Here is a 25801-nt window from a genome sequence, read left to right as displayed (position 1 = left end):
CAGAACAGGAGCTGTTGGGTGACGAGCCCGGAAGTGACCACCGAAGCGGAAGACTCGGGACCCAGCGGCTACGCGGCGGCCCGGCTGCGCCTTCTCACCGAGAAGGCGCAGTCCGGGCCGCCGCGCCGTGCTGCGCTGGCCGAGCTCACGGACGAATGGCTGTCCGCACTCCTCGCCGCCGCCGTGCAAGCGGCGGACGTACGCGGTGTCGCCCTTGTCGCCGTCGGCGGCTACGGCCGCGGCGAGCTGTCGCCACGCAGCGACCTCGACCTCCTGCTGCTCCACGACGGCACCGCGGACTCCGGCGCGATCGCCACCCTCGCCGACCGGATCTGGTACCCCGTCTGGGACCTGGGACTCGCCCTGGACCACTCCGTGCGCACCCCTGCCGAAGCCCGCAGGACAGCGGGCGAGGACCTCAAGGTGCAGCTCGGACTGCTCGACGCCCGGCCCGTCGCCGGAGATCTGGGACTGGTCGCCGCCCTGCGCACCACCGTGCTCGCCGACTGGCGCAACCAGGCCCCCAAGCGGCTGCCCGAGCTCGACGAGCTCTGCCGGGAGCGCGCCGAACGCCAGGGGGAGCTGCAGTTCCTGCTCGAACCCGACCTCAAGGAGGCCCGGGGCGGACTGCGGGACACCACCGCACTGCGCGCCGTGGCCGCCTCCTGGCTCGCCGACGCACCCCGCGAAGGACTCGGCGAAGCCCGCCGCACCCTCCTCGACGTACGCGACGCCCTCCATCTGACCACCGGACGGGCCACCGACCGGCTCGCTCTCCAGGAACAGGACCAGGTCGCCGCCGAACTCGGCCTGCTCGACGCCGACACCCTGCTGCGCCAGGTCTACGAAGCCGCCCGCACCGTCTCCTACGCCGCCGACGTCACCTGGCGCGAGGTGAACCGGGTGCTCAAGGCGCGGTCCGTACGGCCCAGACTGCGGGCCATGTTCAGCGGCGGCCGCCCGCCACAGCCCGAACGTGTCCCCCTCGCCGAAGGCGTCGTGGAACAGGACGGCGAAGTCGTGCTCGCCCGCACCGCGCGCCCCGAACGCGACCCCGTACTCCCGTTGCGCGCCGCTGCCGCCGCCGCCCAGTCCGGGCTGCCCCTCTCCCTCCACGCCGTACGCCGTCTCGCCGCCACCGCCCGACCGCTGCCGGTGCCCTGGCCCGCCGAAGCCCGCGAGGAACTGGTCACCCTGCTCGGCGCGGGCGAGCCCGCTGTGGCCGTCTGGGAAGCGCTCGAGGCCGAAGGCCTGATCACCCGGGTCCTTCCCGACTGGGAGCGGGTTCGGTGCCGGCCGCAGCGCAACGCCGTGCACACCTGGACCGTCGACCGGCACCTCGTCGAAACGGCCGTCAAGGCGTCCGCGCTCACCCGCCGCGTCGGCCGCCCCGACCTGCTGCTGGTTGCCGCACTGCTCCACGACATCGGCAAAGGCTGGCCCGGCGACCACTCGGTGGCCGGCGAGACCATCGCCCGCGACGTCGCCACCCGGATCGGCTTCGACCGCAGCGACGTGGCCGTCATCGCCACCCTCGTACGCCAGCACCTGCTGCTCATCGAGACGGCCACCCGGCGCGACCTGGACGACCCCGCCACCGTCGCCTCCGTCGCGGCGGCCGTCGGGTCGGTGGGCACCCTGGAGCTGCTCCACGCCCTGACGGAGGCCGACGCCCTCGCGACCGGTCCCGCGGCCTGGTCCTCGTGGCGCGGTTCACTCGTCACCGAGCTCGTGAAGCGTGCCGCGGCCGTCCTCGCCGGCGACGCCCCGGCCGAACCGGAACCTGCCGCTCCCAGCGCCGAACAGGAACGGCTCGCGATCGAGGCGCTGCGCACGGGCGAGCCGGTGCTCGCGCTCCACACCCAGACCGGGACCCCGCAGCCGGACGGCGAACCGGAACCCGTCGGTGTCGAGCTGCTGATCGCCGTGCCCGACCAGCCGGGTGTGCTCCCCGCGGCCGCAGGCGTACTCGCCCTGCACCGGCTGACCGTCCGCGCCGCCGACCTGCGCGCGGTCGAGCTCCCGAGCGAGATCGGGACCGGCCAGGTGCTCGTACTGAACTGGCGCGTCGCGGCCGAGTACGGCTCCCTGCCTCAGGCGGCCCGGCTCCGCGCCGACCTCGTCCGCGCTCTGGAGGGCTCGCTGAACATCCCGGCCAGACTCGCCGAACGCGAGGCGGCGTATCCGCGCAGGCGCGGGGTCACGGCCCCGCCACCCCGTGTCACCGTCGCCCCGACCGCCTCGAACCTGGCCACGGTGCTGGAGGTCCGCGCCCAGGACGCACCGGGCCTGCTGCACCGGATCGGGCGGGCGCTGGAGGGAGCGAAGGTCCGGGTGAGAAGTGCACATGTCTCGACCCTGGGCTCGAACGCGGTGGACGCCTTCTATGTGACATGCGTCAACGGACAGCCCTTGTCGGCGCAGGCTGCCGTGGACGTCGTACGGGCGGTGGACGAAGGCCTGCGCCGGCCGGCGGAGTGATGCCCGGCCGGGAGGGGCGCTGAGCAGGACGTGCATCCCGCACACGCGGGGATCGGCCGGCCTGCTCAGCAGTTCAAGAAGATCGTCAAATCTTGCTCCCCGCCGCTGCGGGGATTCGGCCCCCGCCCGCCGTACAACGGGCGGGGGCATATATGTTCCGGCGCCCGATACCCTTGGGTCGTCCACCTTGCCCCGACCCGAGGATTCGCGACCACCGTGTTCGATACGCTTTCCGACCGCCTCAGCGCGACTTTCAAGAACCTCAGGGGCAAAGGGCGCCTCTCCGAGGCCGACATCGATGGCGCAGCCCGGGAAATCCGTATCGCCCTGCTCGAGGCGGATGTGGCCCTTCCCGTCGTCCGCGAGTTCATCAAGCAGGTCAAGACCAGGGCGCTCGGTGCCGAGGTCTCCAAGGCGCTGAATCCGAGCCAGCAGGTCATCAAGATCGTCAACGAAGAGCTGGTCACGATCCTGGGCGGTGAGACCCGCCGTCTGCGGTTCGCCAAGACCGCGCCGACCGTGATCATGCTCGCCGGTCTCCAGGGTGCCGGTAAGACCACCCTCGCCGGAAAGCTCGGTCTCTGGCTCAAGGCCCAGGGACACTCCCCGCTGCTCGTCGCCTGTGACCTCCAGCGCCCCAACGCCGTCAACCAGCTCGCCGTCGTCGCCGAGCGCGCCGGTGTCGCTGTCTACGCCCCCCAGCCGGGCAACGGCGTCGGCGACCCCGTCCAGGTCGCCAAGGACTCCATCGAGCACGCGCGGACCAAGGTCCACGACATCGTCATCGTCGACACCGCCGGCCGCCTCGGCATCGACCAGGAGATGATGCAGCAGGCCGCGGACATCCGCGACGCGGTCAGCCCCGACGAGATCCTCTTCGTCGTCGACGCCATGATCGGTCAGGACGCGGTCAACACCGCGGAGGCCTTCCGCGACGGCGTCGGCTTCGACGGCGTGGTGCTCTCCAAGCTGGACGGCGACGCCCGCGGTGGTGCCGCGCTCTCCGTCGCGCACGTCACCGGTAAGCAGATCATGTTCGCCTCCAACGGCGAGAAGCTGGACGACTTCGACGCGTTCCACCCGGACCGCATGGCGTCGCGCATCCTCGGCATGGGCGACATGCTCTCCCTGATCGAGAAGGCCGAGCAGACCTTCAGCCAGGAAGAGGCCGCCAAGATGGCCTCCAAGTTGGCGAGCAGCAAGGGCAAGGACTTCACGCTCGACGACTTCCTGGCCCAGATGGAGCAGGTCCGCAAGATGGGCTCGATCTCCAAGCTGCTCGGCATGCTGCCCGGCATGGCCCAGATGAAGGAGCAGATCAACAACATCGACGAGCGCGACGTGGACCGCACGGCCGCGATCATCAAGTCGATGACCCCGGCCGAGCGCCAGGAGCCGACGATCATCAACGGCTCGCGTCGTGCCCGCATCGCCAAGGGCTCCGGAGTCGAGGTCAGCGCGGTCAAGAGCCTGGTGGAGCGGTTCTTCGAGGCCCGCAAGATGATGTCGCGGATGGCGCAGGGCGGCGGGATGCCCGGCATGCCCGGCATCCCGGGCATGGGCGGCGGTCCCGGCCGGCAGAAGAAGCAGATCAAGCAGGCCAAGGGCAAGCGCAAGAGCGGCAACCCGATGAAGCGCAAGGCCGAGGAGCAGGCCGCCGCGGCGCGTCGCGAGGCGGCGGCGCAGGGCAACGCCTTCGGCCTGCCGGCCGGCGAGCCGGGCAACGAGTTCGAACTGCCGGACGAGTTCAAGAAGTTCATGGGCTGATCTCCCCGGGACGGATGTGGGCACTCGCTGAGCGGGTGCCCACGTTGTTTTTCTGGCTTAACGTCCCGGTATGACCAACTCCGTGCCGCCGCGTCAGACGCCGGAGAAGCCATGGCGCTCGGAGGGTGCACCGTCCCCGGCGCCGCGCCGCAGGATGCCGGGCGGCTGGGTCGGGCTGGCCATCACGGCGTTGGTCGTCTTCCTGAGCGCCCTCCTCGTACTGTCCTACGTCAACAACGGCGACGAGCCGACGGTCTCGTACACGGAGTTCAGCAAGCAGGTCGCGGACGGCAACGTCTCGAAGATCTACTCCAAGGGCGATGCCATCCAGGGCCGGCTGAAGAAGAAGGCCCCCCTCCCGGACGGCAAGGGCGACTACACGACGTTCACGACCCAGCGGCCCGCCTTCGCGGACGACAACCTGTGGGCGGAGCTGACCGAGCAGAAGGTCACCGTCACGGCCGTACCCGTCGTCGTGCAGCGCAGCTTCCTGTCGAACCTGCTGATCTCCCTCGCGCCGATGGTGCTGCTGGTGCTCCTGTGGGTGTTCATCGCCCGGCGCATGCGCGGGGGCGCGGGTGCCGGGGCGCTGGGCCGCAAGGCTCCGCCCAAGCCGGTCGAGCTGGAGGTGGGCAGGCGCACCACGTTCGACGACGTGGCGGGCATCGACGAGGTCGAGGGCGAGCTGAACGACGTCGTCGACTTTCTGAAGAATCCGCAGGCCTATCGGGCGATGGGCGCGCGGATGCCGGGCGGCGTGCTGCTGGCCGGTCCGCCCGGCACCGGCAAGACGCTGCTGGCGCGGGCGGTGGCGGGCGAGGCCGGCGTGCCGTTCTTCTCGGCGTCGGCCTCGGAGTTCATCGAGATGATCGTCGGCGTGGGTGCGAGCCGGGTGCGGGAACTGTTCGCCGAGGCGCGCAAGGTGGCGCCGGCGATCGTGTTCATCGACGAGATCGACACCATCGGCCGGGCGCGCGGTGGTGGTGCGGGGGTGGGCGGGCACGACGAACGGGAGCAGACGCTCAACCAGATTCTCACCGAGATGGACGGTTTCAGCGGCTCGGAGGGCGTGATCGTGCTGGCGGCCACCAATCGGGCGGATGTGCTCGACCCGGCGCTGACCAGGCCGGGCCGGTTCGACCGCATCGTGCAGGTGTCGCCGCCGGACCGCGGCGGCCGGGAGGCGATCCTCAGGATCCACACCCGGGAGATCCCGCTGGCCGCGGACGTCGATCTGGTCCAAGTGGCGCGTACGACGCCGGGGATGACCGGCGCTGAGCTCGCCAACCTCACCAACGAGGCCGCGCTCCTGGCGGTCAAGCGCGGGCGCAGTGCTGTCACGCGCGGCGATCTGTCCGACGCCCTGGAGAAGGTCCAGCTCGGCGCGGAGCGCCCGCTGGTCATGCCCGAGCCGGAGCGCAGGCGCACGGCCTACCACGAGAGCGGGCACGCCCTGCTGGGCATGCTCCAGCCGGGCGCCGACCCGGTCCGCAAGATCACCATCGTGCCGCGCGGCCGGGCGCTGGGCGTGACGCTGTCGACGCCGGACGCGGACCGGTACGCGTACACCGAGGAGTATCTGCGCGGGCGGATCATCGGGGCCCTGGGCGGGATGGCGGCCGAGCACGTCGTCTTCGACGTGGTCACGACCGGGTCGGAGAGCGACCTGGAGCAGGTCACCGGTCTGGTGCGGGGCATGGTCGGCCGCTGGGGCATGAGCGCGCGGGTGGGCCGGCTGACCGCGATCCCGGGCGACGTGCAGCAGGCGTACGGCCTGTCCGCGGCACCGGCGACGCTGGACACCGTGGAGCACGAGATGCGGCGCATCGTCGACGAGTGCTACGAGAGCGCGTGCCGCCAGTTGCGTGACGAGCGCGGGAAACTGGACGCACTGGCGGCGGCGCTCCTGGAGCACGAGACGCTGGAGGAGGAGGCGGCCTACCGGGCCGCCGGCATCACCCGGCTCGCCAAGGACGCAGACGTCTGACGCCGGTCCGGCGCCCCGGCCCTCACGGTGTCCGGGCGATCAGGTACCGGAAGACGTTGGGCATCCACACGGTGCCGTCGCGCCTGCGGTGGGGGTGGAGGGCTTCGGCGATCTCCTTCTCGACCTGTTCCCGGTCCGTCTCCTGCACCGCCTCGTCGTACAGGCCGGTCGACAGCAGCCCGCGCACCGCGCTGTCCAGGTCCGCGTACCCGAAGGGGCAGGCCACCCGACCCGAGCCGTCCGGCCTGAGTCCGGCCCCGGCCGCGACGTTCTCCAGGTCGTCGCGCAGCGCGGGACGCCAGCGGCTGGAGCTGCGCAGCCTTTCGGTGAGCCGTCCCGCGACGCGCAGCACACCCGAGGTGGCGCACCGCTCGGGCGGGCCCCAGCCGGTGAGCACCACGGCGCTCCCGCGTTCCGAGTGCGCGACCGCGGCCGCGAGCGCCGCCTTGAGCCCCTCCGCGTCGCCCGCGCTGCATCCGATCGGCTGGAACGCCGTGATGAGGTTGTACGGCCCGGGGCCGGGCTCACCGGGCGCCGGGAGGTCTCCGTCGTAGAGCTGGGGCGCGGTGGTTGCGGCCCCGTCCGGTGCCATCCGTTCCAGTGCCAGTTCCAGGCGCGTGCGGTCGGTGTCGAATCCGGTCACGTGCGCGCCGCGGTTCGCGGCGATGACGAGGGCGAGCCCGGAACCGCAGCCGAGGCCCAGCAGCCGGGTTCCGGCGCCCACCTCCAGGCGCTCGTACACCGCCTCGTAGAGCGGTACCAGCATGCGTTCCTGGATCTCGGCCCAGTCACGGGCCCGTGCGCACGCCTCCGCCGAGGACTCGGCTGCCGACGCCGTACGGGGTCGGTGCCGGACGAGCGTAGGTGTCATCGAAAGCGCCCCAATCCGCCGAGAGGTCGGTTGTGCCCTGAAGGACCGCCCCCCGTGCGCGTACGCTTCGCGCTCCCCCGTATGCCAGAGAACTGCGCATGTGTCCCCGCGTCCAGGGGTCGTGCGCCACTGGCTTGTGTACCAGGGGCGTACGCCCCCGGCAGCCTGGACGATTCACATATAGGTCCCGTGTCGCCGTACCATGCGCGCCATGGCTAAGGCACCCGTTCTCACGCCCCAGGCGGAAGACTTCCCACGCTGGTACCAGGACCTGATCAACAAGGCCGAACTGGCGGACAACGGCCCGGTGCGCGGCACCATGGTCATCCGACCGTACGGCTACGGCCTGTGGGAGCGGATGCAGCAGGAGATGGACGCCCGCATCAAGGACGCGGGCGCTCAGAACGCCTACTTCCCGCTCTTCATCCCCCAGTCTTACCTGACCCGGGAAGCTGAGCATGTCGAGGGCTTCGCGCCCGAGCTCGCGGTGGTCACGCACGGTGGCGGCAAGGAGCTCGAGGAGCCGGTCGTGGTGCGGCCGACCTCCGAGACGATCATCAACGACTACTTCTCGAAGTGGGTGCAGAGCTATCGCGACCTGCCGCTGCTGATCAACCAGTGGGCGAACGTGGTCCGTTGGGAGATGCGGCCGCGTGTCTTCCTGCGGACGACGGAATTCCTCTGGCAGGAGGGCCACACGGCGCACGCCACGTACGAGGACGCCCGCGACTATGCCGCGTACATCCACAAGGAGGTGTACGCGGACTTCATGGTCAACGTGCTGGGCATCGATGTGGTGCTCGGCCGCAAGACGCCCAAGGAGCGCTTCGCCGGGGCGATCAACACCCTCACGCTGGAAGGCATGATGGGCGACGGCAAGGCCCTTCAGCTGGGGACGAGTCACGAGCTCGGCACCAACTTCGCCAAGGCGTTCAACACCTCGTACCTCTCCAAGGAGGGGCACCAGGAGCTGGTCTGGCAGACCTCCTGGGGTGTGTCGACGCGCATGGTCGGCGGTCTGATCATGTCCCACGGCGACGACAACGGCCTGCGCGTCCCGCCGCGGCTGGCAGCCGTACAGGTCGTCGTGATGGCCATCAAGGGCGACGAGGCGGTCGCCAAGGTCCGGGAGCTCGGCGAGGCGCTGAAGGCGGCGGGTCTGCGGGTGCACGTCGACGACCGCGTCGACACCCCGTTCGGCCGCCGGGCGGTCGACTGGGAGCTCAAGGGCGTTCCGGTACGCATCGAGATCGGCCCGCGGGATCTGGAGGCGGGCACCGCGATGCTGGCCCGCCGTATCCCCGGGGGCAAGGAGCCGGTGAGCATCGAGTCGCTCGTCGCGCTGCTGCCGAAGGTCCTCGAGGACGACCAGGCGCTGCTGCTCGAGCAGTCCCGGGCCCGCCGCGAGGCCCGTACCAGCGACGTCACGACGATCGAGGAGGCCGCCGAGGCCGCGGTCGCCGGCGGCTGGGCCCGTATGCCGTGGGCCGCACTGGGTGAGGACGGGGAGGCCAGGCTCGCGGAGCAGGCCGTGTCCGTGCGGTGTCTGGTGGCCGAGGACGGGTCGGTGCCCGACGCCGACGACGCGCCGGGTACCGTCGCTCTGGTGGCCCGCGCCTACTGACGTTCCGCCTGCCGGGCGGGTGTCGCGGAGGAGCGGCGGCCGCCCGGTGGCACGCGGGAGCACGCGCCGGGGCGTACGTGCGGGATCGCACCACCTTGATGTGAGAAGCGCTGCTTCTCCCGAGATCGGCGCAGATCAGCGCACTCGCCCTCGTCGGTCCCCATCAAGGCAACTGACGGGTACGTGCAAATTATTTGGGATGGCCCGGAATGGAACCCGGGGGCACTTCGGCTCGTTATCACGACGTGAGCACGACACCACCTGTTCTCGCCGCAGAGCTGGCACAGGCGTGGGCCGACATTCAGCGGCACCACCCTGAGCTGCCGGATCTTGCCGCGCCCGAGTCCCTGATCGGAGAGTCGTCGTCCGCCTGTGGCGCCGAGCTCTCCTTCGAGCGACTGCTTCACGAAGCAGTCCACGGCATTGCCGCCGCAAGGGGTGTCCGCGACACCTCGCGCGCCGGCCGCTACCACAACCGCCGATTCCTTGCGATCGCCGAGGAGATGGGCCTGGACCATTCGGACGAGCCGCACCCCAGCAGCGGCTTCTCCCTGGTCACGCTCAATCCCGACGCGAAGCGGCGGTACCGCCCCACGATCGAGCGGCTGCAGCGTGCCCTGAAGGCACACACCGTTGCCACGGCATCGGACACCAAGCGCACCTTCCGCGGACCGGCCGCCCGGCACGGCTCCTCGGGCGGCGGTGTGCGGGTCAAGGCGGTCTGCGACTGCGGCCGCAATGTCAGAGTTGTTCCTTCGGTCCTCGCCCAGGCGCCGATCGTCTGCGGCGGATGCGGCAAACCCTTCCGCATCCCGGAAGTGGTGGGCGCGGCGAGCTGATCGCCCGCACCGGTGCGACCGAGCCGGAGGAAGCGCGCCAACAGCATCCACATCCGCATCCGGGCCTCCCCTCCCCTTCGGCGGGGCCCCACAGGGGCGTCCGGCCCCGGCCCGGTAAGGATGTGTCCTGGGCGTATGGCACAATGGCTAGCTGTACTCGACAGCCGCACAGGAACCCTCTCGCCTCCGGCTGACGCGTCCATCGGGCACCCCGAGTACCGCAACCCCACGTGGCATCTCGTTGTGCCCAACCACGTCAAGACCAGGAGACACCACTCCCGTGGCAGTCAAGATCAAGCTGAAGCGTCTCGGCAAGATTCGCCAGCCCCACTACCGCATCGTCGTCGCCGACTCCCGTACCCGCCGTGACGGCCGGGCCATCGAGGAGATCGGTCTGTACCACCCGACGTACAACCCGTCGCGCATCGAGGTCGACTCGGAGCGTGCGCAGTACTGGCTGTCCGTCGGCGCCCAGCCGACCGAGCCGGTCATGGCCATCCTGAAGCTCACCGGCGACTGGCAGAAGCACAAGGGCCTGCCGGCCCCGGCGCCGCTGCTGCAGCCGGCGACGAAGGAGGACAAGCGCGCTTCCTTCGACGCCTTCGCCAAGGCTCTCGAGGGTGACGACGCCAAGGGTGAGGCCATCACCCCGAAGGCGAAGAAGGCCGACAAGAAGGCGGACGAGGCCGAGGCCGCTCCCGCCGAGTCGACCGAGGCCTGAGCATGCTCGAGGAGGCTCTCGAGCACCTCGTGAAGGGCATCGTCGACAACCCGGACGATGTGCAGGTGGCTTCGCGCAATCTGCGCCGCGGCCGCGTGCTGGAGGTCCGGGTGCACCCCGACGATCTCGGTAAGGTGATCGGCCGCAACGGCCGCACCGCTCGCGCCCTGCGTACCGTCGTGGGCGCAATCGGCGGCCGTGGCATCCGCGTCGACCTCGTCGACGTGGACCAGGTTCGCTGACAGATCGAACACCGGCTCGGGCCGGGGAGGGCCTACGGGCCCGCCCCGGCCCGTAGTCGTATCGAAGGAGAAACAAGCGTGCAGCTGGTAGTCGCGCGGATCGGCCGCGCCCACGGCATCAAGGGCGAGGTCATCGTCGAGGTGCGCACGGACGAGCCGGAGCTGAGGCTCGGACCCGGCGCCGTGCTGGCCACGGACCCGGCCGGGGCCGGACCGCTGACCATCGAGACCGGCCGGGTGCACAGCGGGCGGCTGCTGCTGCGCTTCGAGGGTGTGAGGGACCGCAACGCGGCCGAGGCGCTGCGGAACACCCTGCTGATCGCCGAGGTCGACCCCGAGGAGCTCCCCGCGGAGCCTGACGAGTACTACGACCACCAGCTGATGGACCTCGACGTGGTCCTCGCCGACGGCACCGAGATCGGGCGGATCACCGAGATCAGCCATCTGCCCTCGCAGGACCTGTTCATCGTGGAGCGGCCCGACGGCAGCGAGGTGATGATCCCCTTCGTCGAGGAGATCGTCACGGAGATCGACCTCACCGAGCAGAAGGCCGTCATCGCCCCGCCGCCCGGCCTGATCGACGAGAGTGAGGCCGAGGTCGCTTCATCGCGGGACGAGCCGTCGAGGGACGAGAACTGATGCGGCTCGACGTCATCACGATCTTCCCCGAGTACCTGGAGCCGCTGAACGTCTCCCTCGTCGGCAAGGCCCGCGCGCGCGGCCGGCTCGACGTCCGGGTGCACGATCTGCGGACCTGGACGTACGACCGCCACAACACGGTCGACGACACCCCCTACGGCGGCGGCCCCGGCATGGTCATGAAGACCGAGCCCTGGGGCGACTCCCTCGACGACATCCTGGCCGACGGTTACGAGTCGGGCGCGCGGCAGCCGGTCCTGGTGGTGCCCACGCCCAGCGGGCGCCCCTTCACGCAGGAACTCGCCGTCGGGCTCTCCGCGTGCCCCTGGCTGATCTTCACCCCCGCCCGCTACGAAGGCATCGACCGCCGGGTCGTCGACGAGTACGCGACCCGGATGCCGGTCCACGAGGTGTCGATCGGGGACTATGTGCTGGCCGGCGGCGAGGCGGCCGTACTGGTGATCACCGAGGCCGTGGCCCGGCTGCTGCCCGGAGTCCTGGGCAACGCCGAATCCCACCGGGACGACTCGTTCGCCCCCGGTGCGATGGCCGATCTGCTGGAGGGGCCCGTCTACACCAAGCCCCCGACCTGGCGCGGCCGCACGATCCCCGACGTCCTCGTCAGCGGCCACCATGGCAAGATCGCGCGCTGGCGGCGGGACGAGGCATTCCGCCGGACCGCGCTCAACCGGCCTGATCTGATCGAGCGTTGCGACGCCGCCGACTTCGACAAGAAGGACCGGGAGATCCTGTCGATGCTGGGCTGGGCGCCTGAGCCGGGCGGCCGATTTTGGCGCAGGCCCGAGGCCATGGAAGAATGAGCCGCTGCTGTGCGTCCGGCCGGCGCCCCTGCCACAGGGGGAACGACGCCCGCCCGACGTGGACAGCGCACCGACATCTCATCCCGATCATTCCGCTGATGACCTGTGGCATCGGCGAGGAAGCAGACCACCATGGCTCACCTGCTCGACAACGTCAACGCCGCTTCGCTGCGCACCGACGTCCCGGCCTTCCGTCCCGGCGACACCGTGAACGTCCACGTGCGAGTCATCGAGGGCAACCGCTCCCGTATCCAGCAGTTCAAGGGCGTTGTCATCCGCCGTCAGGGCGCGGGCGTGAGCGAGACCTTCACGGTCCGCAAGGTCAGCTTCTCCGTCGGCGTCGAGCGCACCTTCCCGGTGCACAGCCCGATCTTCGAGAAGATCGAGCTCGTCACTCGCGGTGACGTCCGTCGCGCCAAGCTGTACTACCTGCGCGAGCTGCGCGGCAAGGCCGCGAAGATCAAGGAGAAGCGCGACAACTGAGCTGCGGCTCATGCGCACGCGCACGCTTCTGATGTAACCCACATAGGGTGGCCGGATAGGCTTCCCCCTTGATGGACACCGAAGCAAAGCACACGGAGCGCGACCGCACCTCCACCCCCGAAGCCGGGGATGAGGAGGTGCGGTCGCGCTCCGCGCGTTTTCCGGGCCGCTCCAGGTCCCGGATGTCCCTGCGCACGGCCGGGCTGATCGGAGTCGCCTGCACCGTTTTCGTCCTGCTGCTCAGCAATTTCGTGATGCAGCCGTTCCAGATCCCCAGCAGCTCGATGGAGCCCACCCTCGCGGTCGGTGACCGGGTGCTGGTGAACAAACTGGCCTACGGATCCGGTTCCGGACCCGAGCGCGGGGACGTGATCGTCTTCGACGGTACGGGCTCCTTCGTGCAGGAGGGCGTGGCCGAGAACCCGGTCAGCGCGACCGCACGCGAAGGGCTTGCGGCGCTCGGTCTCGCCGAGCCCGCGGAGACCGACTTCATCAAGCGTGTGATCGGCGTGGGCGGGGACCGGGTTGTCTGCTGCGACAAGGGGGGCAGGGTCGAGGTGAACGGCGTACCGGTCGAAGAGAGATATCTGCACCCCGACGGCACCGCCTCGGCGGTGCCCTTCGACATCGTGGTGCCCGAGGGCACCCTCTGGGTCATGGGCGACCACCGCACCGCCTCGCGCGACTCCCGTGACCACCTCGGGGAGCCGGGCGGCGGCATGGTGCCCGTCGACAAGGTGATCGGGCGGGCGGACTGGATCGCCTGGCCCGTGGGCCGCTGGACCTCTCTCGACTCCGGCGCCGCCTTCGCGGACGTACCCCAGGTGCCACGAACGCCGGGCGGCGGCCATGGGTAACCGCGGGCGCCATGGCAGCCACCGGTCCGACACCCGGCTGCCGACCGGGACACGGCCGACGAACGGCGCACGGCCGCTGCCGGGCCGCGCCGAGCGACGCCGGCTGGCCCAGAAGGTCAAGCGCAAGCGCCGCCGCTCGGCGGTCAAGGAGGTCCCCCTCCTGATCTCCGTGGCGCTGCTGATAGCCCTGGTGCTGAAGTCCTTCCTGGTGCAGGCCTTCGTGATCCCCTCGGGCTCGATGGAGCAGACCATACAGATCCAGGACCGCGTGCTGGTGGACAAGCTCACCCCGTGGTTCGGCTCGAAGCCGCAGCGCGGCGATGTGGTCGTCTTCAAGGACCCGGGCGGCTGGCTGCCGCCGGACGAGGCCAAGAAGGCGGAGGACCCGGTCGTCGTCAAACAGGTCAAGCAGGGGCTGACCTTCATCGGACTGCTGCCCTCGGACAACGAGAAGGACCTCATCAAGCGTGTCATCGCCGTCGGCGGGGACCGGGTGGTCTGCTGTGACAGCGGCGGGCGGGTCAGCGTCAACGGCGTACCGCTCAATGAGCCGTATCTGCACCCTGGAAACGTTCCTTCGACGCTGAAGTTCGATGTGCAGGTCCCGGCCGGGCGGCTGTTCGTGATGGGTGACCACCGGTCCGACTCGGCGGACTCCCGCTTCCACCTCGACGAGGTGGGCCAGGGAACCGTCTCAGAGGAGCAGGTGGTGGGCCGTGCGGTCGTCATCGCCTGGCCGCTGAACCACTGGCGCAAGCTGGAGGAGAACGACACCTACGCATCCGTGCCCGACGCGCGAGGCGGGGCGACGGCGGCGCTGTCCTCGTCGCATAGTGTGTCCACTCAGGATCACCATCGAATGATCCTGCTCCCGAGCCCTGCGGAACTCCCGCTCGTTATGGGAGTGGTGGGTCTGCTCCTTCTCGCGGGCAGGCGGTTCGCACGGAGTAGTGAGGAGTGGATGTGGGGGATGTGGCGGTCGACGCGCGTTCCGGACACGATGAACCCGATGAGAGGCCTGGGCGACACCCGGGGGCGACGTCGGCAGTGACGGACGACTCGGAGCACACCACCGGGGGCGACGACGGATCCTCGGAGGGCAGCGGTACGGGACAGAAGAAGCAGCGATCCTTCTGGAAGGAACTGCCGCTCCTGATCGGTATCGCGCTGCTGCTGGCGCTCCTGATCAAGACCTTCCTGGTGCAGGCCTTCTCGATTCCCTCGGCCTCGATGCAGAACACCCTCCAGCGGGGCGACCGTGTGCTGGTGGACAAGCTCACCCCGTGGTTCGGCTCCGAACCGCAGCGGGGCGAGGTAGTGGTCTTCCACGACCCGGGCGGCTGGCTCGAGGGTGAACCCACCCCGACCCCGAACGTCCTGCAGAAGTTCCTGAGCTTCATCGGCCTCATGCCCTCCTCCGAGGAGAAGGACCTGATCAAGCGGACCATCGCGGTCGCCGGTGACACCGTGGAGTGCAAGAAGGGCGGCCCGGTCAAGGTCAACGGCAAGGCACTCGACGAGCCGTACATCTACCCCGGCAACACGCCCTGCGACGACCAGTCGTTCGGGCCGTTCAAGGTGCCCGAGGACCGGATCTGGGTCATGGGCGACCACCGGCAGAACTCGCAGGACTCCCGGTACCACATGGAGGACAAGAACGGCGGCTTCGTCCCGGTCGACAAGGTCGTCGGACGTGCTGTCGTGGTTGCCTGGCCGCTGAGCCGCTGGTCCACCCTGCCGGTGCCCGAGACCTTCGATCAGCCCGGCATCAACAAGGCCGCTGCTGCCGCCACGACGGCCGCGCCCGCGGCGATGGGCCTCGTCGGCGCGCTGCCGATCGTGCTGTGGCGGAGGAGGCTGACCAGCGGGCGTACCGCCGGGTAGGGTGCCGTCCCAGAACGCCGATCCCGGGGGGCGACCCACGGGATCGGACCTCCGAGGAGAGGAGCGCTGGGATGAGCGGAACCGGACGTGACGACGACGGCCACGGCCGTCTCGGCAGTGTGCTGTCGGGGCTGGCCGTGGCCGTCGGCTGTGTGCTCTTCCTCGGCGGCTTCGTCTGGGGAGCGCTCGTGTACCAGCCGTACACCGTGCCCACCGACTCGATGTCCCCCACCGTGCAGGTGGGGGAACGGGTGCTGGCGGAGCGGATAGACGGCGCCGAGGTCCGGCGCGGGGACATCGTCGTGTTCCGCGACAAGCAGTGGGGCGACATGCCCATGGTCAAGCGGGTGGTCGGTGTCGGCGGTGACACGGTCGCCTGCTGCGGCGACGGCGGCCGGCTGACCGTGAACGGCAAGGAGATCGACGAGCCGTACCTCCACGACTCCGGGCCCGCCGCGCAGAAGTTCAACGCCGATGTGCCCGAGGGGCAGCTGTTCATGCTCGGCGACGAGCGCAGGGGCTCGATCGATTCCCGGGAGCATCTGCAGGACCCCGGTCAGGGTTCCGTCCCGCGCTCGGCCGTGGATGCCAGGCTGGACGCCGTGGCCTGGCCGCTGAACCGCGGCATGCTCGACCGGCCCGAGGGCTTCGCTGTGCTGGAGGGCGGGATCTCGCAGCCGGGGCCGGTGAAACTGATGGTCGGCGCGGTGGTGACGGGAGCCGTGCTGATCGTGGGTGGCGCCGCTTACGGGCCGCTGGCCGGCAGGTTCGGCGGACGGCGGCGCGAGAAGGCCCTCGCCGGTGTCGGCTGAGAATGCGCGGGCCGAAGGCGGGGCCGAGGGCTCCGGGGCCGGCCTGAGGAAGGTGTCGAGGGTCGTACTGCTCGACCCGCACGACCGCATTCTGCTGCTGCACGGGCACGAGCCCGCCGATCCGGACGACAGCTGGTGGTTCACTCCCGGCGGTGGTCTGGAGGGCGACGAGACCCGAGAAGAGGCCGCCCTGCGCGAGCTGGCGGAGGAGACCGGCATCACAGAGGTGGAGCTGGGGCCCGTGCTGTGGCGCCGGCACTGCTCGTTCCCCTTCGACGGCCGTCGCTGGGACCAGGACGAGTGGTACTTCCTGGGACGTACCGCGCAGACGGTGACCGCGCCCGGCGGACTGACCGAACTGGAGCAGCGCAGTGTTGCCGGGCTGAGGTGGTGGACCTCCGCCGAACTGTCGGCGGCGCGTGAGACGGTGTATCCGACCAGGCTCGCCGAACTGCTGCGTACGCTGCTCGACGAGGGTCCTCCGAGTACGCCGGTGATCCTGGCTCCCGAAATCGTCTAGGGGTGCCGCGGGGCTGGAGCACAATAGGGGGACGCAAGGCTGAAGGGGAACATGCCATGAGCGCCGAGGACCTCGAGAAGTACGAGACCGAGATGGAGCTGAAGCTCTACCGGGAGTACCGCGACGTCGTCGGGCTGTTCAAATACGTGATCGAGACCGAGCGTCGTTTTTACCTCACCAATGACTACGAGATGCAGGTGCACTCGGTGCAGGGCGAGGTCTTCTTCGAAGTCTCCATGGCGGACGCCTGGGTCTGGGACATGTACCGACCGGCCAGATTCGTCAAACAGGTCCGTGTGCTGACCTTCAAGGACGTGAACATCGAGGAGCTCAACAAGAGCGACCTCGAGCTGCCGAGCAGCTGATTCCCTGCTGCTGCCGGCCCGTCCGGCGCCCGGCCCGTGTCTCTCGGCGGCCGGCCTGAGAGCTGCCGTCTCCCGCGCCCGGCCCCTTGATCCCTCTTACGGGTGACGGGGTTGTCCACAGCGGGAGGGTTGTCCACCAAGATCCACAACTGAGGGTCGGACGCGTCACAGTCGGTGCCGGAGGTGGTGCCGAAATGAACGCGACGGGGGCACTGGGACGGTACGGCGAGGACCTGGCGGCACGGCTGCTGATCAGGACCGGTATGACACTGCTCGCGCGGAACTGGCGCTGCGGGCGGGTCGGCGAGATCGACATCGTGGCCCGGGACGGCGACACGGTGGTCGTCTGCGAGGTCAAGACCCGCCGGGCGGGATCGTTCCAGCATCCGATGGCCGCGATCACACCGGCCAAGGCACAACGGCTCAGACAGCTCGCCGCATGCTGGCTGGAGCGGCACGGGGGACCGCCGGACGGCGGAGTGCGCGTCGACCTGGTGGGAGTGGTGCTGCCCAGGCGCGGCGCGGCCCTCGTGGAGCATGCCAAGGGGGTGGCCTGATGGGGTTCGCACGCGCATGCTCCGTTGCCCTGATGGGTGTCGAGGGCGTGGTGGTCGAGGTCCAGGCGGACCTGGAACCAGGAGTGGCGGCGTTCACGCTCGTGGGGCTGCCGGACAAGAGCCTGGTGGAGAGCCGTGACCGGGTGCGGGCGGCGGTGGTGAACTCCGGCGCGGAGTGGCCGCAGAAGAAGCTCACGGTGGGGCTCAGCCCGGCGTCCGTGCCCAAGGGCGGCAGCGGTTTCGACCTGGCCGTGGCCTGTGCAGTGCTGGGTGCGGCCGAGCGCATCGACCCCAGCCGGATCGCGGATCTGGTGCTGATCGGGGAGCTGGGACTCGACGGACGGGTCAGACCGGTGCGCGGGGTGCTCCCCGCAGTACTCGCGGCGGCCGAAGCCGGGTACCGGCAGGTGGTCGTCCCCGAGCGGACAGCGGGGGAGGCGTCCCTCGTGCCGGGGATCTCGGTCCTGGGCGTTCGGAGCCTGCGTCAGCTCATCGCCGTGCTGGCCGACGAACCGGTGCCGGACGAGGAGCCGGTGGAGGAGGGCCGGCCCGACGCGATGCTCGCGGGGCTGCTGATGCCGGGAGCGGGCCTCGGCACGGGGCCGGCCGCGGAACAGGCGGACGCCCCCGATCTGGCGGACGTGGCCGGACAGCACCGGGCGCGCACCGGGCTGGAGGTCGCCGCGGCGGGCGGACACCATCTGCTGCTGTCCGGTCCGCCCGGTGCGGGCAAGACGATGCTCGCCGAGCGGATGCCGGCCGTGCTGCCGCCACTCAGCCGGCGGCAATCCCTTGAGGTCACGGCAGTGCACTCGGTGGCGGGCATCCTTCCGCCGGGGGAACCGCTGGTGCGCAGAGCGCCGTACTGCGCGCCCCATCACTCGGCGACCATGCAGGCCCTGGTGGGTGGAGGCAACGGGCTGCCGAGACCCGGGGCGGTCTCGCTCGCCCATCGGGGGGTGCTCTTTCTGGACGAGGCGCCGGAGTTCTCCGGCAAGGCGCTCGATGCGCTGCGCCAGCCGCTCGAGTCGGGCCATGTCGTGATCGCCAGGAGCGCGGGCGTGGTGCGGCTGCCGGCGAGATTCCTGATGGTGCTGGCCGCCAATCCCTGTCCGTGCGGACGGCACACCCTGCACGGGGCGGGCTGTGAATGCCCGGCCGCGGTGATCCGGCGCTACCAGGCCAGGCTGTCCGGGCCGCTGCTCGACCGGGTCGATCTGCGGATCGAGGTCGAGCCGGTGAGCCGGTCCGATCTGCTGGGCGGTGCGGGCGGTGACAGCCGCGGGGAGTCGACGGCGGTGGTCGCCGCCCGCGTGCAGGAGGCCAGGGCAAGAGCGGCCACCCGCCTGGAGGGCACGCCGTGGACGGTCAACAGCGAGGTGCCGGGCCATGAGCTGCGTACCCGCTGGGGGCCTGCCCCCGGCGCGCTGGGCGCGGCCGAGCGGGACGTGGAACGGGGCCTGCTGACCGCTCGAGGTCTGGACCGGGTGCTGCGGGTCGCCTGGACGGTCGCCGACCTGGCCGGGCGTGACCGCCCCGAGGCCCAGGATGTGGCGCTCGCCCTGGAGCTGCGTACCGGCATCGCCCGGGGCATCCCCGCACAGATCGGGGCCGCGCTGTGAGCGGAGGGCAGAGGCACACGGGGGTGGATCGTGTCCGGTGAGGTGAGTGAGGGGGAGCGGGCGGCGCGGGCCGCGCTGACGCGGGTGCTGGAGCCGGGGGACGAGCGCGGCGGACGGTGGCTGCGGGAGTTCGGCGCGGAGGGCGTGCTGGCGCTGCTGACATCGCAGGACTGCCGGGAAGGCGCACTGCCCGGGGTCACGGAGACACGGCTGCGCGGGCTGCGGGCGCGGGCCGCGGGGGTGATACCGGCGCGGGATCTGGACGCGGTGCGTTCAATCGGTGGACGGTTCATCGTCCCCGGCGACGCCGAGTGGCCGAGCCAGCTCGACGACCTGGGAGATGCCCGGCCCCTCGGACTGTGGCTGCGAGGCCGACCCGACCTGCGGATATGGGCGTTGAGTTCGGTAGCCGTGGTCGGCGCCAGGGCTTGTACACCGTACGGGTCGCATATGGCCGCGGCCCTCGGCACAGGGCTCGCAGAGCGCGGCTGGGTGGTCGTGTCGGGTGGTGCCTACGGGGTCGACGGCGCCGCGCACCGTGGCGCACTCGGCGCGGGCGGGGCCACGGTCGCCGTGCTCGCCTGCGGAGTTGACGTCGTCTATCCGCGCGGTCACGCCGAATTGATCGGACGCATCGCCGAACAGGGCCTGGTCGTCGGCGAGTTGCCGCCGGGCGACCATCCCACGCCGAGCAGGTTCATCCTCCGCAACCGCGTGATCGCCGCGCTGACCCGGGGCACCGTCGTCGTCGAGGCCGAGTACCGCAGCGGCTCGCTGGTCGCCGCGCGCAGCGCTCAGCAGCTGGGGCGCTTCACCATGGGCGTTCCGGGACCGGTGACCAGCGGGCTGTCGGCAGGCGTGCACGAGCTGCTGCGCGGGGAGGGGGTGCTGGTCACCGACGCGGCCGAAGTGATCGAACTGGTAGGCGGTATGGGTGAGCTGGCACCCGCACGCCGGGGGCCCGTACTGCCCAGGGATCTGCTGGAACTCCGCAGCAGGCGGATCCTTGAAGCAATGCCGGCCCGGGGCGCCATGGCCGTGCCGGAGGTGGCGCGGAGTGCGGGCACGACGGCCGACGAGACGCTCGGCAGGCTGTACGAACTGCACTCACTGGGGTTCGTCGAACGGCTGCATGAGGGATGGCGGTTGACACCCCGGACGAGTCGCGGTTCGAACGCGCGGCGAGGCGGTACTTGACCCGGAGCATTCGGGTGAAAAAGTGAGGCCGATGACCTTCGGAGTCCAGTCTGCGACGCCAGAAGGGCCGGCGCGCGAGGCGTCGGCCCTCGTTCGAAGGTGTGGACGAGGGCGGATACCACCACTGGTTCGTTCCCGCGTTCTTCGGCCACCGCGGCGTCGCACTCACGCTACGCTCACCGGGTTCCGGCCCGAACGGCCCAACCCGCACCCGTCACCCGCTCACAGCAGAACGGCTCAAGGCAACGCATGCCCCAGCACACCTCCGGGTCTGACCGCGCGGCAGCGCCCCCCGCTGCCCGTGGCACCGTGCGGCCCCCAGCTCCCTCGTCGCTCGAGGAGCTGTGGCGGTCGTACAAGGCCACGGGTGACGAGCGGCTGCGGGAGCAGTTGATCCTGCACTACTCACCGCTGGTGAAGTACGTCGCGGGCCGGGTCAGCGTCGGGCTGCCGGCCAACGTCGAGCAGGCCGACTTCGTTTCCTCGGGAGTCTTCGGGCTGATCGATGCCATCGAGAAGTTCGACATCGAGCGCTCGATCAAGTTCGAGACCTACGCCATCACCCGCATCCGTGGCGCGATGATCGACGAACTGCGTGCCCTGGACTGGATTCCGCGCTCCGTACGGCAGAAGGCCCGGGCCGTGGAGCGCGCGTACGCCACGCTCGAGGCGCAGCTCAGACGGACTCCGTCGGAGTGCGAGGTTGCCGCGGAGATGGGTATCACCGTCGACGAACTGCACTCGGTTTTCAGCCAGTTGTCGCTTGCGAACGTCGTGGCGCTCGAGGAGCTGCTGCATGTCGGCGGCGAGGGCGGTGACCGGCTCAGCCTGATGGACACACTCGAGGACACCGCGGCGGACAATCCCGTCGAGGTCGCCGAGGACCGGGAGCTGCGCAGGCTGCTGGCCCGCGCCATCAACACACTCCCCGAACGGGAGAAGACGGTTGTCACGCTCTACTACTACGAGGGCCTCACCCTCGCCGAGATCGGCCATGTGCTGGGAGTGACCGAGAGCCGGGTCAGCCAGATCCACACCAAGTCGGTGCTGCAGCTGCGGGCGAAGCTGGCCGACGTAGGACGTTGACGCTGAATCGTCCCGGCCTCATCCGTACAGTGGAGGCGTGCCCAGGATTCGAGCGGCCTCCGTGGCCGAGCACCGGACGATGCAGCGAACCGCCCTGCTGGATGCTGCGCGCTCCCTTCTGTCCGAAGGCGGTACGGAGGCGCTGACCTTCCCCGCTCTTGCCGAGCGCACCGGCCTCGCGAGGTCGTCCGTCTACGAGTACTTCCGTTCGCGCGCAGCGGTTGTCGAAGAGCTCTGCGCAGTGGACTTCCCCGTATGGGCGGCCGAGGTCGAAGCCGCCATGGCCAGTGCGGACACGGCAGAGGGCAAGGTCGAGGCGTATGTACGCCGGCAGCTGGAGCTGGTCGGGGACCGCAGGCACCGGGCCGTCGTCGCCATCTCCGCGAGCGAGCTGGACGACCGGGCCCGCGAGAAGATCCGCGCCGCGCACGGCGGGCTGATCGCCATGATCGTCGAGGCCCTGGGGGAGCTGGGCCACGAACAGCCGAGGCTCGCGGCGATGCTCCTGCAGGGCGTCGTGGACGCGGCCGTCCGCCGGATCGAGCTCGGCGCCGCCGAAGATCCGGCTACCGTCGCCGACGCCGCGGTCGCCATGGCGCTGCGGGGCGTACGAGGCTGAGGCCACGCCCGATCCGGCGCTGGGCGCGATGCGCCACGAACGCGACGGCCGTCAGCAGCGCAAGATGCAGCACTCCTGCCATGCCGGCGACGGCACGCCCTGCCGGCGCCGGCAGGGCGCCGGCAGGCACTGCGGCCGCCGGCGGCACGGGTACACCGAAGACGGGGAGCAGCCGGGACGGCGCGCGGCGCAGCATCCAGGGCGGCAGCAGCGACAGCGGGTCCAGATACTCCGTGCCGCGCCGCAGCCCCCAGTGCAGACAGCCCGTGGTGCAGTGGGAGGACCGGGCAACCGCAGCCACGACCTGGCCCGCGGTGACCTCCGTGCCCTCCTCGACCAGCGGCTCGACGGGTTCGTACGTCGTGCGCAACGGCGGGTCACCCGTACCGGTGAGGCTGATGGTGAGCACTCCACGGGCCGCGACCCGGCCCGCGAAGGACACCCGTCCGGACGCCGCGGCCCGCACCGGCGCGCCTGCCGCCGACGCCAGGTCCACACCGCGGTGGCCCCTGCCGTAGGGAGAGGCCGGAGGATCCCACCCGCGGACGACCTCCGGACGCGGAGGCCCCAGAGGCCAGCTGCGAGCCCCGCCGGGGGCCGGACCGGGTTCCCCGGCCCCGCCACGAGGCCCGGCCGAGGCGCGGACCGGAGCCGCCCCGGCAGCCACCGCCGCGACCAGCAGCACGACAAGCACCCGCACACCCAAGGAAACGGAAAGTCTGCAGTTCATGGCATCCACGGTCCCGTGCGCGCCCGATCCGCGCCGATCATGGTCCGGAACTGTGGACAACCGGCCGGTTGTGGACAGCGCCGTCACCCGGCACCGCCCGGGTCCCGTACACTTCTTCTGGCGATCCGGGTCACCGGGTCGACTTCGCACGCCCCGCCACCGAACCCTTTACGGTCACGGTGGCCGCGCTCCTCGGTCCCTTGCGGCACGGCGCGTCGGGGCGTCAGGACATAACCGAGAAACCCAAGGAGATACGGCCATGGCCGTCGTCACGATGCGGGAGCTGCTGGAGAGCGGCGTCCACTTCGGTCACCAGACCCGTCGCTGGAACCCGAAGATGAAGCGCTTCATCTTCACCGAGCGCAACGGCATCTACATCATCGACCTGCTCCAGTCGCTGTCGTACATCGACCGCGCCTACGAGTTCGTCAAGGAGACCGTCGCCCACGGCGGCTCCATCATGTTCGTCGGCACCAAGAAGCAGGCCCAGGAGGCCATCGCCGAGCAGGCGACGCGCGTTGGTATGCCGTACGTCAACCAGCGTTGGCTGGGCGGCATGCTCACCAACTTCTCCACCGTCTACAAGCGTCTGCAGCGCCTCAAGGAGCTCGAGCAGATCGACTTCGAGGATGTGGCCGCCTCCGGTCTCACCAAGAAGGAGCTCCTGGTCCTCTCGCGCGAGAAGGCCAAGCTGGAGAAGACCCTCGGTGGTATCCGCGAGATGCAGAAGGTGCCGAGCGCCGTCTGGATCGTCGACACCAAGAAGGAGCACATCGCCGTCGGTGAGGCGCGCAAGCTCCACATCCCGGTCGTCGCGATCCTCGACACCAACTGCGACCCCGACGAGGTCGACTACAAGATCCCGGGCAACGACGACGCGATCCGCTCCGTCACCCTGCTCACCCGCGTGATCGCCGACGCCGTCGCCGAGGGCCTCATCGCCCGTTCCGGCGCCGCCACCGGCGACTCGAAGCCGGGCGAGAAGGCTGCCGCTGAGCCGCTCGCCGAGTGGGAGCGCGACCTGCTCGAGGGCGAGAAGAAGGCTGACGAGGCCGAGAAGCCGGCCGAGGCTCCGGCCGCCGAGGCCCCGGCCGCTGAGGCTCCGGCCGCTGAGGCTCCGGCCGCCGAGGCCGAGCAGCCGGCCGCGGACGCCGAGCAGGCCTGACCGCACAGTTCGGTAGTTGACGGCGGGGGGCGGTGCCACAAGCACCGGCCCCCGCCGCTCACCCGTAGATCTTCGACTTTCGATTCCGAGAGAGATTCAAGGACATGGCGAACTACACCGCCGCTGACGTCAAGAAGCTCCGTGAGCTCACCGGCGCCGGCATGATGGACTGCAAGAAGGCCCTGGACGAGGCCGACGGCAACGTGGACAAGGCCGTCGAGGCGCTGCGCATCAAGGGCCAGAAGGGCGTCGCCAAGCGCGAGGGCCGTTCCGCCGAGAACGGTGCCGTCGTCTCCCTCATCTCCGAGGACAAGACCTCCGGCGTTCTGCTCGAGCTGAAGTGCGAGACGGACTTCGTCGCCAAGGGTGACAGGTTCCAGTCCGTCGCCGGCGCGCTCGCCGCCCACGTCGCGGCCACCGACCCGGCGGACCTCGAGGCCCTGCTCGCCTCCGAGATCGAGTCCGGCAAGACCGTCCAGGCGTACGTCGACGAGGCCAACGCCAACCTCGGCGAGAAGATCGTCCTGGACCGCTTCGCGCAGTTCACCGGTGGCTACGTTGCCGCGTACATGCACCGCACCATGCCCGACCTCCCGCCGCAGATCGGTGTCCTGGTCGAGCTGGACAAGGAGAACGCCGAGATCGCCAAGGGCGTCGCGCAGCACATCGCCGCCTTCGCCCCGAAGTACCTCTCCCGCGAGGACGTCCCGGCCGAGGTCGTCGAGGCCGAGCGCCGCGTCGCCGAGGAGACCACGCGCCAGGAGGGCAAGCCCGAGGCTGCCCTTCCGAAGATCGTCGAGGGTCGCGTCAACGGCTTCTTCAAGGAGGCAACCCTCCTGGGCCAGCCGTACGCCCTCGACAACAAGAAGTCCGTCCAGCAGATCCTGGACGAGGCCGGTGTCACCCTGAAGCGCTTCACCCGCATCAAGGTCGGCATCTGAGCCGGAACGCGATCGACGTGGGAGCCCGCCAGGGTTGCCAGCAGTCGCCGGTCGCATGCGCCGGACGACCGCAGATCTGACGAGGAGGCCATTGCCGACAGGGAACCAGCACCCACCGGCAATGGCCTTCTTCGTATGTGCACGAGGAGATCTCCATGAACAAGGGCGCGGACGCCAATCAGTCTGCCGACGCCAAGCGCGACCACACCGGGCAGAGGGCCGGCCGCTTCATGCTGAAGCTGTCCGGTGAAGCCTTCTCCGGTGGCACCGGTCTGGGCGTCGACCCCGACGTCGTACACGCCATCGCCCGTGAGATCGCTGCGGTCGTGCGCGATGGCGCAGAGATCGCGGTCGTCATCGGCGGCGGCAACTTCTTCCGTGGTGCCGAGCTCCAGCAGCGCGGCATGGACCGTGCCCGCTCCGACTACATGGGCATGCTCGGCACCGTCATGAACTGCCTCGCCCTCCAGGACTTCCTGGAGAAGGAAGGCATCGACTCCCGCGTTCAGACCGCCATCACCATGGGCCAGGTCGCGGAGCCGTACATCCCGCTGCGCGCCGTGCGGCATCTGGAGAAGGGCCGCGTGGTCATCTTCGGTGCCGGTATGGGTATGCCGTACTTCTCCACCGACACCACCGCTGCCCAGCGCGCCCTGGAGATCGACGCCGAGGCTCTGCTGATGGGCAAGAACGGGGTGGACGGGGTCTACGACTCCGACCCCAAGACCAACCCCGACGCGGTGAAGTTCGATGCTCTCGAGTACAGCGAGGTGCTGTCCCGCAACCTGAAGGTCGCGGACGCCACCGCGATCACCCTCTGCCGTGACAACGCTCTTCCGATCCTCGTCTTCGAACTCCTCACCGAAGGCAATATCGCTCGGGCGGTCAAGGGTGAGAAGATCGGCACGCTCGTGAGCGACCGGGACACCCGGGCCTGACCCGGGGGCTTCCCTCCAGGGATGGACAAAGTC

General features: G+C 70.2%; 25 protein-coding genes and 1 pseudogene. 24 read left to right on the top strand and 2 right to left on the bottom strand.

Going from position 1 to position 25801, the window contains the following annotated elements; genetic code table 11:
- Window positions 1-18 precede the first annotated feature (18 nt).
- The 3 genes from OHS70_RS10335 to ftsH all read left to right on the top strand — a co-directional run bounded on the left by OHS70_RS10335 (window position 19) and on the right by ftsH (window position 6235).
- Entirely contained in the window at window positions 19-2481 is a 2463-nt protein-coding gene (locus tag OHS70_RS10335) for a [protein-PII] uridylyltransferase (protein ID WP_328395964.1), read from the top strand.
- Between the two features lie 216 nt (window positions 2482-2697).
- On the top strand, window positions 2698-4248 hold the full coding sequence (gene ffh / locus OHS70_RS10330) for a signal recognition particle protein (RefSeq protein ID WP_328395962.1): 1551 nt from the start codon (window positions 2698-2700) through the stop codon (window positions 4246-4248).
- Between the two features lie 70 nt (window positions 4249-4318).
- Window positions 4319-6235 (top strand): ATP-dependent zinc metalloprotease FtsH, encoded by a 1917-nt coding sequence (ftsH, locus tag OHS70_RS10325; protein WP_328395960.1) that lies wholly within the window; start codon window positions 4319-4321, stop codon window positions 6233-6235.
- A 22-nt stretch (window positions 6236-6257) separates the two neighbouring features.
- Here the strand turns inward: ftsH and OHS70_RS10320 are convergent, their stop codons facing one another.
- Complete coding sequence (locus OHS70_RS10320) at window positions 6258-7106, bottom strand: SAM-dependent methyltransferase (protein WP_328395958.1); 849 nt, start codon at window positions 7104-7106, stop codon at window positions 6258-6260.
- Between the two features lie 211 nt (window positions 7107-7317).
- On the opposite strand from OHS70_RS10320, the gene proS reads away from it, so the two are divergent.
- The 18 genes and pseudogenes from proS to OHS70_RS10230 all read left to right on the top strand — a co-directional run bounded on the left by proS (window position 7318) and on the right by OHS70_RS10230 (window position 21994).
- Entirely contained in the window at window positions 7318-8730 is a 1413-nt protein-coding gene (gene proS / locus OHS70_RS10315; protein ID WP_328395956.1) for a proline--tRNA ligase, read from the top strand.
- A 209-nt stretch (window positions 8731-8939) separates the two neighbouring features.
- A complete protein-coding gene (locus OHS70_RS10310; protein ID WP_328395954.1) occupies window positions 8940-9569 on the top strand; it encodes a hypothetical protein in 630 nt (209 codons plus the stop codon).
- Between the two features lie 280 nt (window positions 9570-9849).
- Complete coding sequence (gene rpsP, locus OHS70_RS10305; protein WP_328395952.1) at window positions 9850-10290, top strand: 30S ribosomal protein S16; 441 nt, start codon at window positions 9850-9852, stop codon at window positions 10288-10290.
- 2 nt (window positions 10291-10292) lie between these two features.
- The gene (locus OHS70_RS10300; protein WP_005311361.1) at window positions 10293-10532 is read left to right on the top strand and encodes an RNA-binding protein; all 240 of its coding nucleotides are present in this window, start codon (window positions 10293-10295) and stop codon (window positions 10530-10532) included.
- 78 nt (window positions 10533-10610) lie between these two features.
- A complete protein-coding gene (rimM, locus tag OHS70_RS10295) occupies window positions 10611-11171 on the top strand; it encodes a ribosome maturation factor RimM (protein WP_328395950.1) in 561 nt (186 codons plus the stop codon).
- Window positions 11171-11992 carry a tRNA (guanosine(37)-N1)-methyltransferase TrmD gene (gene trmD / locus OHS70_RS10290; RefSeq protein WP_328395948.1) on the top strand — a complete coding sequence of 274 codons (822 nt, stop codon included), beginning with the start codon at window positions 11171-11173 and terminating at the stop codon, window positions 11990-11992. Before rimM ends, trmD begins: the two co-directional genes overlap by 1 nt.
- A 132-nt stretch (window positions 11993-12124) precedes the next feature.
- Entirely contained in the window at window positions 12125-12475 is a 351-nt protein-coding gene (gene rplS / locus OHS70_RS10285; RefSeq protein ID WP_328395946.1) for a 50S ribosomal protein L19, read from the top strand.
- Window positions 12476-12546: 71 nt separating this feature from the next.
- Complete coding sequence (gene lepB / locus OHS70_RS10280; RefSeq protein ID WP_328395944.1) at window positions 12547-13332, top strand: signal peptidase I; 786 nt, start codon at window positions 12547-12549, stop codon at window positions 13330-13332.
- Window positions 13325-14336 (top strand): annotated as a pseudogene (gene lepB / locus OHS70_RS10275) (signal peptidase I). The gene lepB (OHS70_RS10280) and the pseudogene lepB (OHS70_RS10275) overlap by 8 nt, the downstream one beginning before the upstream one ends.
- Window positions 14305-15216, top strand: coding sequence for a signal peptidase I (gene lepB / locus OHS70_RS10270; protein WP_328405536.1), 912 nt, complete (start codon window positions 14305-14307; stop codon window positions 15214-15216). Before lepB (OHS70_RS10275) ends, lepB (OHS70_RS10270) begins: the two are co-directional and overlap by 32 nt.
- Before the next feature lie 71 nt (window positions 15217-15287).
- Complete coding sequence (gene lepB / locus OHS70_RS10265) at window positions 15288-16028, top strand: signal peptidase I (RefSeq protein WP_328395942.1); 741 nt, start codon at window positions 15288-15290, stop codon at window positions 16026-16028.
- Window positions 16018-16548: an NUDIX hydrolase gene (locus OHS70_RS10260; RefSeq protein WP_328395940.1), complete on the top strand. Its 531-nt coding sequence runs from the start codon at window positions 16018-16020 to the stop codon at window positions 16546-16548. Before lepB (OHS70_RS10265) ends, OHS70_RS10260 begins: the two co-directional genes overlap by 11 nt.
- A gap of 56 nt (window positions 16549-16604) precedes the next feature.
- Complete coding sequence (locus tag OHS70_RS10255; protein ID WP_055510545.1) at window positions 16605-16913, top strand: DUF2469 domain-containing protein; 309 nt, start codon at window positions 16605-16607, stop codon at window positions 16911-16913.
- A 194-nt stretch (window positions 16914-17107) separates the two neighbouring features.
- Entirely contained in the window at window positions 17108-17470 is a 363-nt protein-coding gene (locus OHS70_RS10250; protein ID WP_328395937.1) for a YraN family protein, read from the top strand.
- The gene (locus OHS70_RS10245) at window positions 17470-19092 is read left to right on the top strand and encodes a YifB family Mg chelatase-like AAA ATPase (RefSeq protein WP_328395935.1); all 1623 of its coding nucleotides are present in this window, start codon (window positions 17470-17472) and stop codon (window positions 19090-19092) included. The genes OHS70_RS10250 and OHS70_RS10245 overlap by 1 nt, the downstream gene beginning before the upstream one ends.
- 30 nt (window positions 19093-19122) lie before the next feature.
- Window positions 19123-20289: a DNA-processing protein DprA gene (gene dprA / locus OHS70_RS10240; RefSeq protein ID WP_328395933.1), complete on the top strand. Its 1167-nt coding sequence runs from the start codon at window positions 19123-19125 to the stop codon at window positions 20287-20289.
- 249 nt (window positions 20290-20538) lie between these two features.
- Entirely contained in the window at window positions 20539-21375 is an 837-nt protein-coding gene (gene whiG / locus OHS70_RS10235; RefSeq protein ID WP_328395931.1) for an RNA polymerase sigma factor WhiG, read from the top strand.
- A gap of 61 nt (window positions 21376-21436) precedes the next feature.
- Window positions 21437-21994 carry a TetR/AcrR family transcriptional regulator gene (locus tag OHS70_RS10230; RefSeq protein WP_328405534.1) on the top strand — a complete coding sequence of 186 codons (558 nt, stop codon included), beginning with the start codon at window positions 21437-21439 and terminating at the stop codon, window positions 21992-21994.
- Here OHS70_RS10230 and OHS70_RS10225 read toward each other — a convergent pair.
- Complete coding sequence (locus OHS70_RS10225; protein WP_328395929.1) at window positions 21942-22490, bottom strand: M23 family metallopeptidase; 549 nt, start codon at window positions 22488-22490, stop codon at window positions 21942-21944. The genes OHS70_RS10230 and OHS70_RS10225 overlap by 53 nt on opposite strands.
- A gap of 493 nt (window positions 22491-22983) precedes the next feature.
- On the opposite strand from OHS70_RS10225, the gene rpsB reads away from it, so the two are divergent.
- The 3 genes from rpsB to pyrH all read left to right on the top strand — a co-directional run bounded on the left by rpsB (window position 22984) and on the right by pyrH (window position 25768).
- The gene (rpsB, locus tag OHS70_RS10220; protein WP_328395926.1) at window positions 22984-23889 is read left to right on the top strand and encodes a 30S ribosomal protein S2; all 906 of its coding nucleotides are present in this window, start codon (window positions 22984-22986) and stop codon (window positions 23887-23889) included.
- Window positions 23890-23993: 104 nt separating this feature from the next.
- Complete coding sequence (tsf, locus tag OHS70_RS10215) at window positions 23994-24830, top strand: translation elongation factor Ts (RefSeq protein ID WP_328395924.1); 837 nt, start codon at window positions 23994-23996, stop codon at window positions 24828-24830.
- Window positions 24831-24985: 155 nt separating this feature from the next.
- Window positions 24986-25768: a UMP kinase gene (pyrH, locus tag OHS70_RS10210; protein WP_328395922.1), complete on the top strand. Its 783-nt coding sequence runs from the start codon at window positions 24986-24988 to the stop codon at window positions 25766-25768.
- Window positions 25769-25801: the final 33 nt, after the last annotated feature.

The organism is Streptomyces sp. NBC_00390 (assembly GCF_036057275.1).
Classification (GTDB): domain Bacteria; phylum Actinomycetota; class Actinomycetes; order Streptomycetales; family Streptomycetaceae; genus Streptomyces.
Note: the sequence above shows the minus strand (reverse complement) of the source record. Positions and strands in the feature narration are given on the sequence as shown.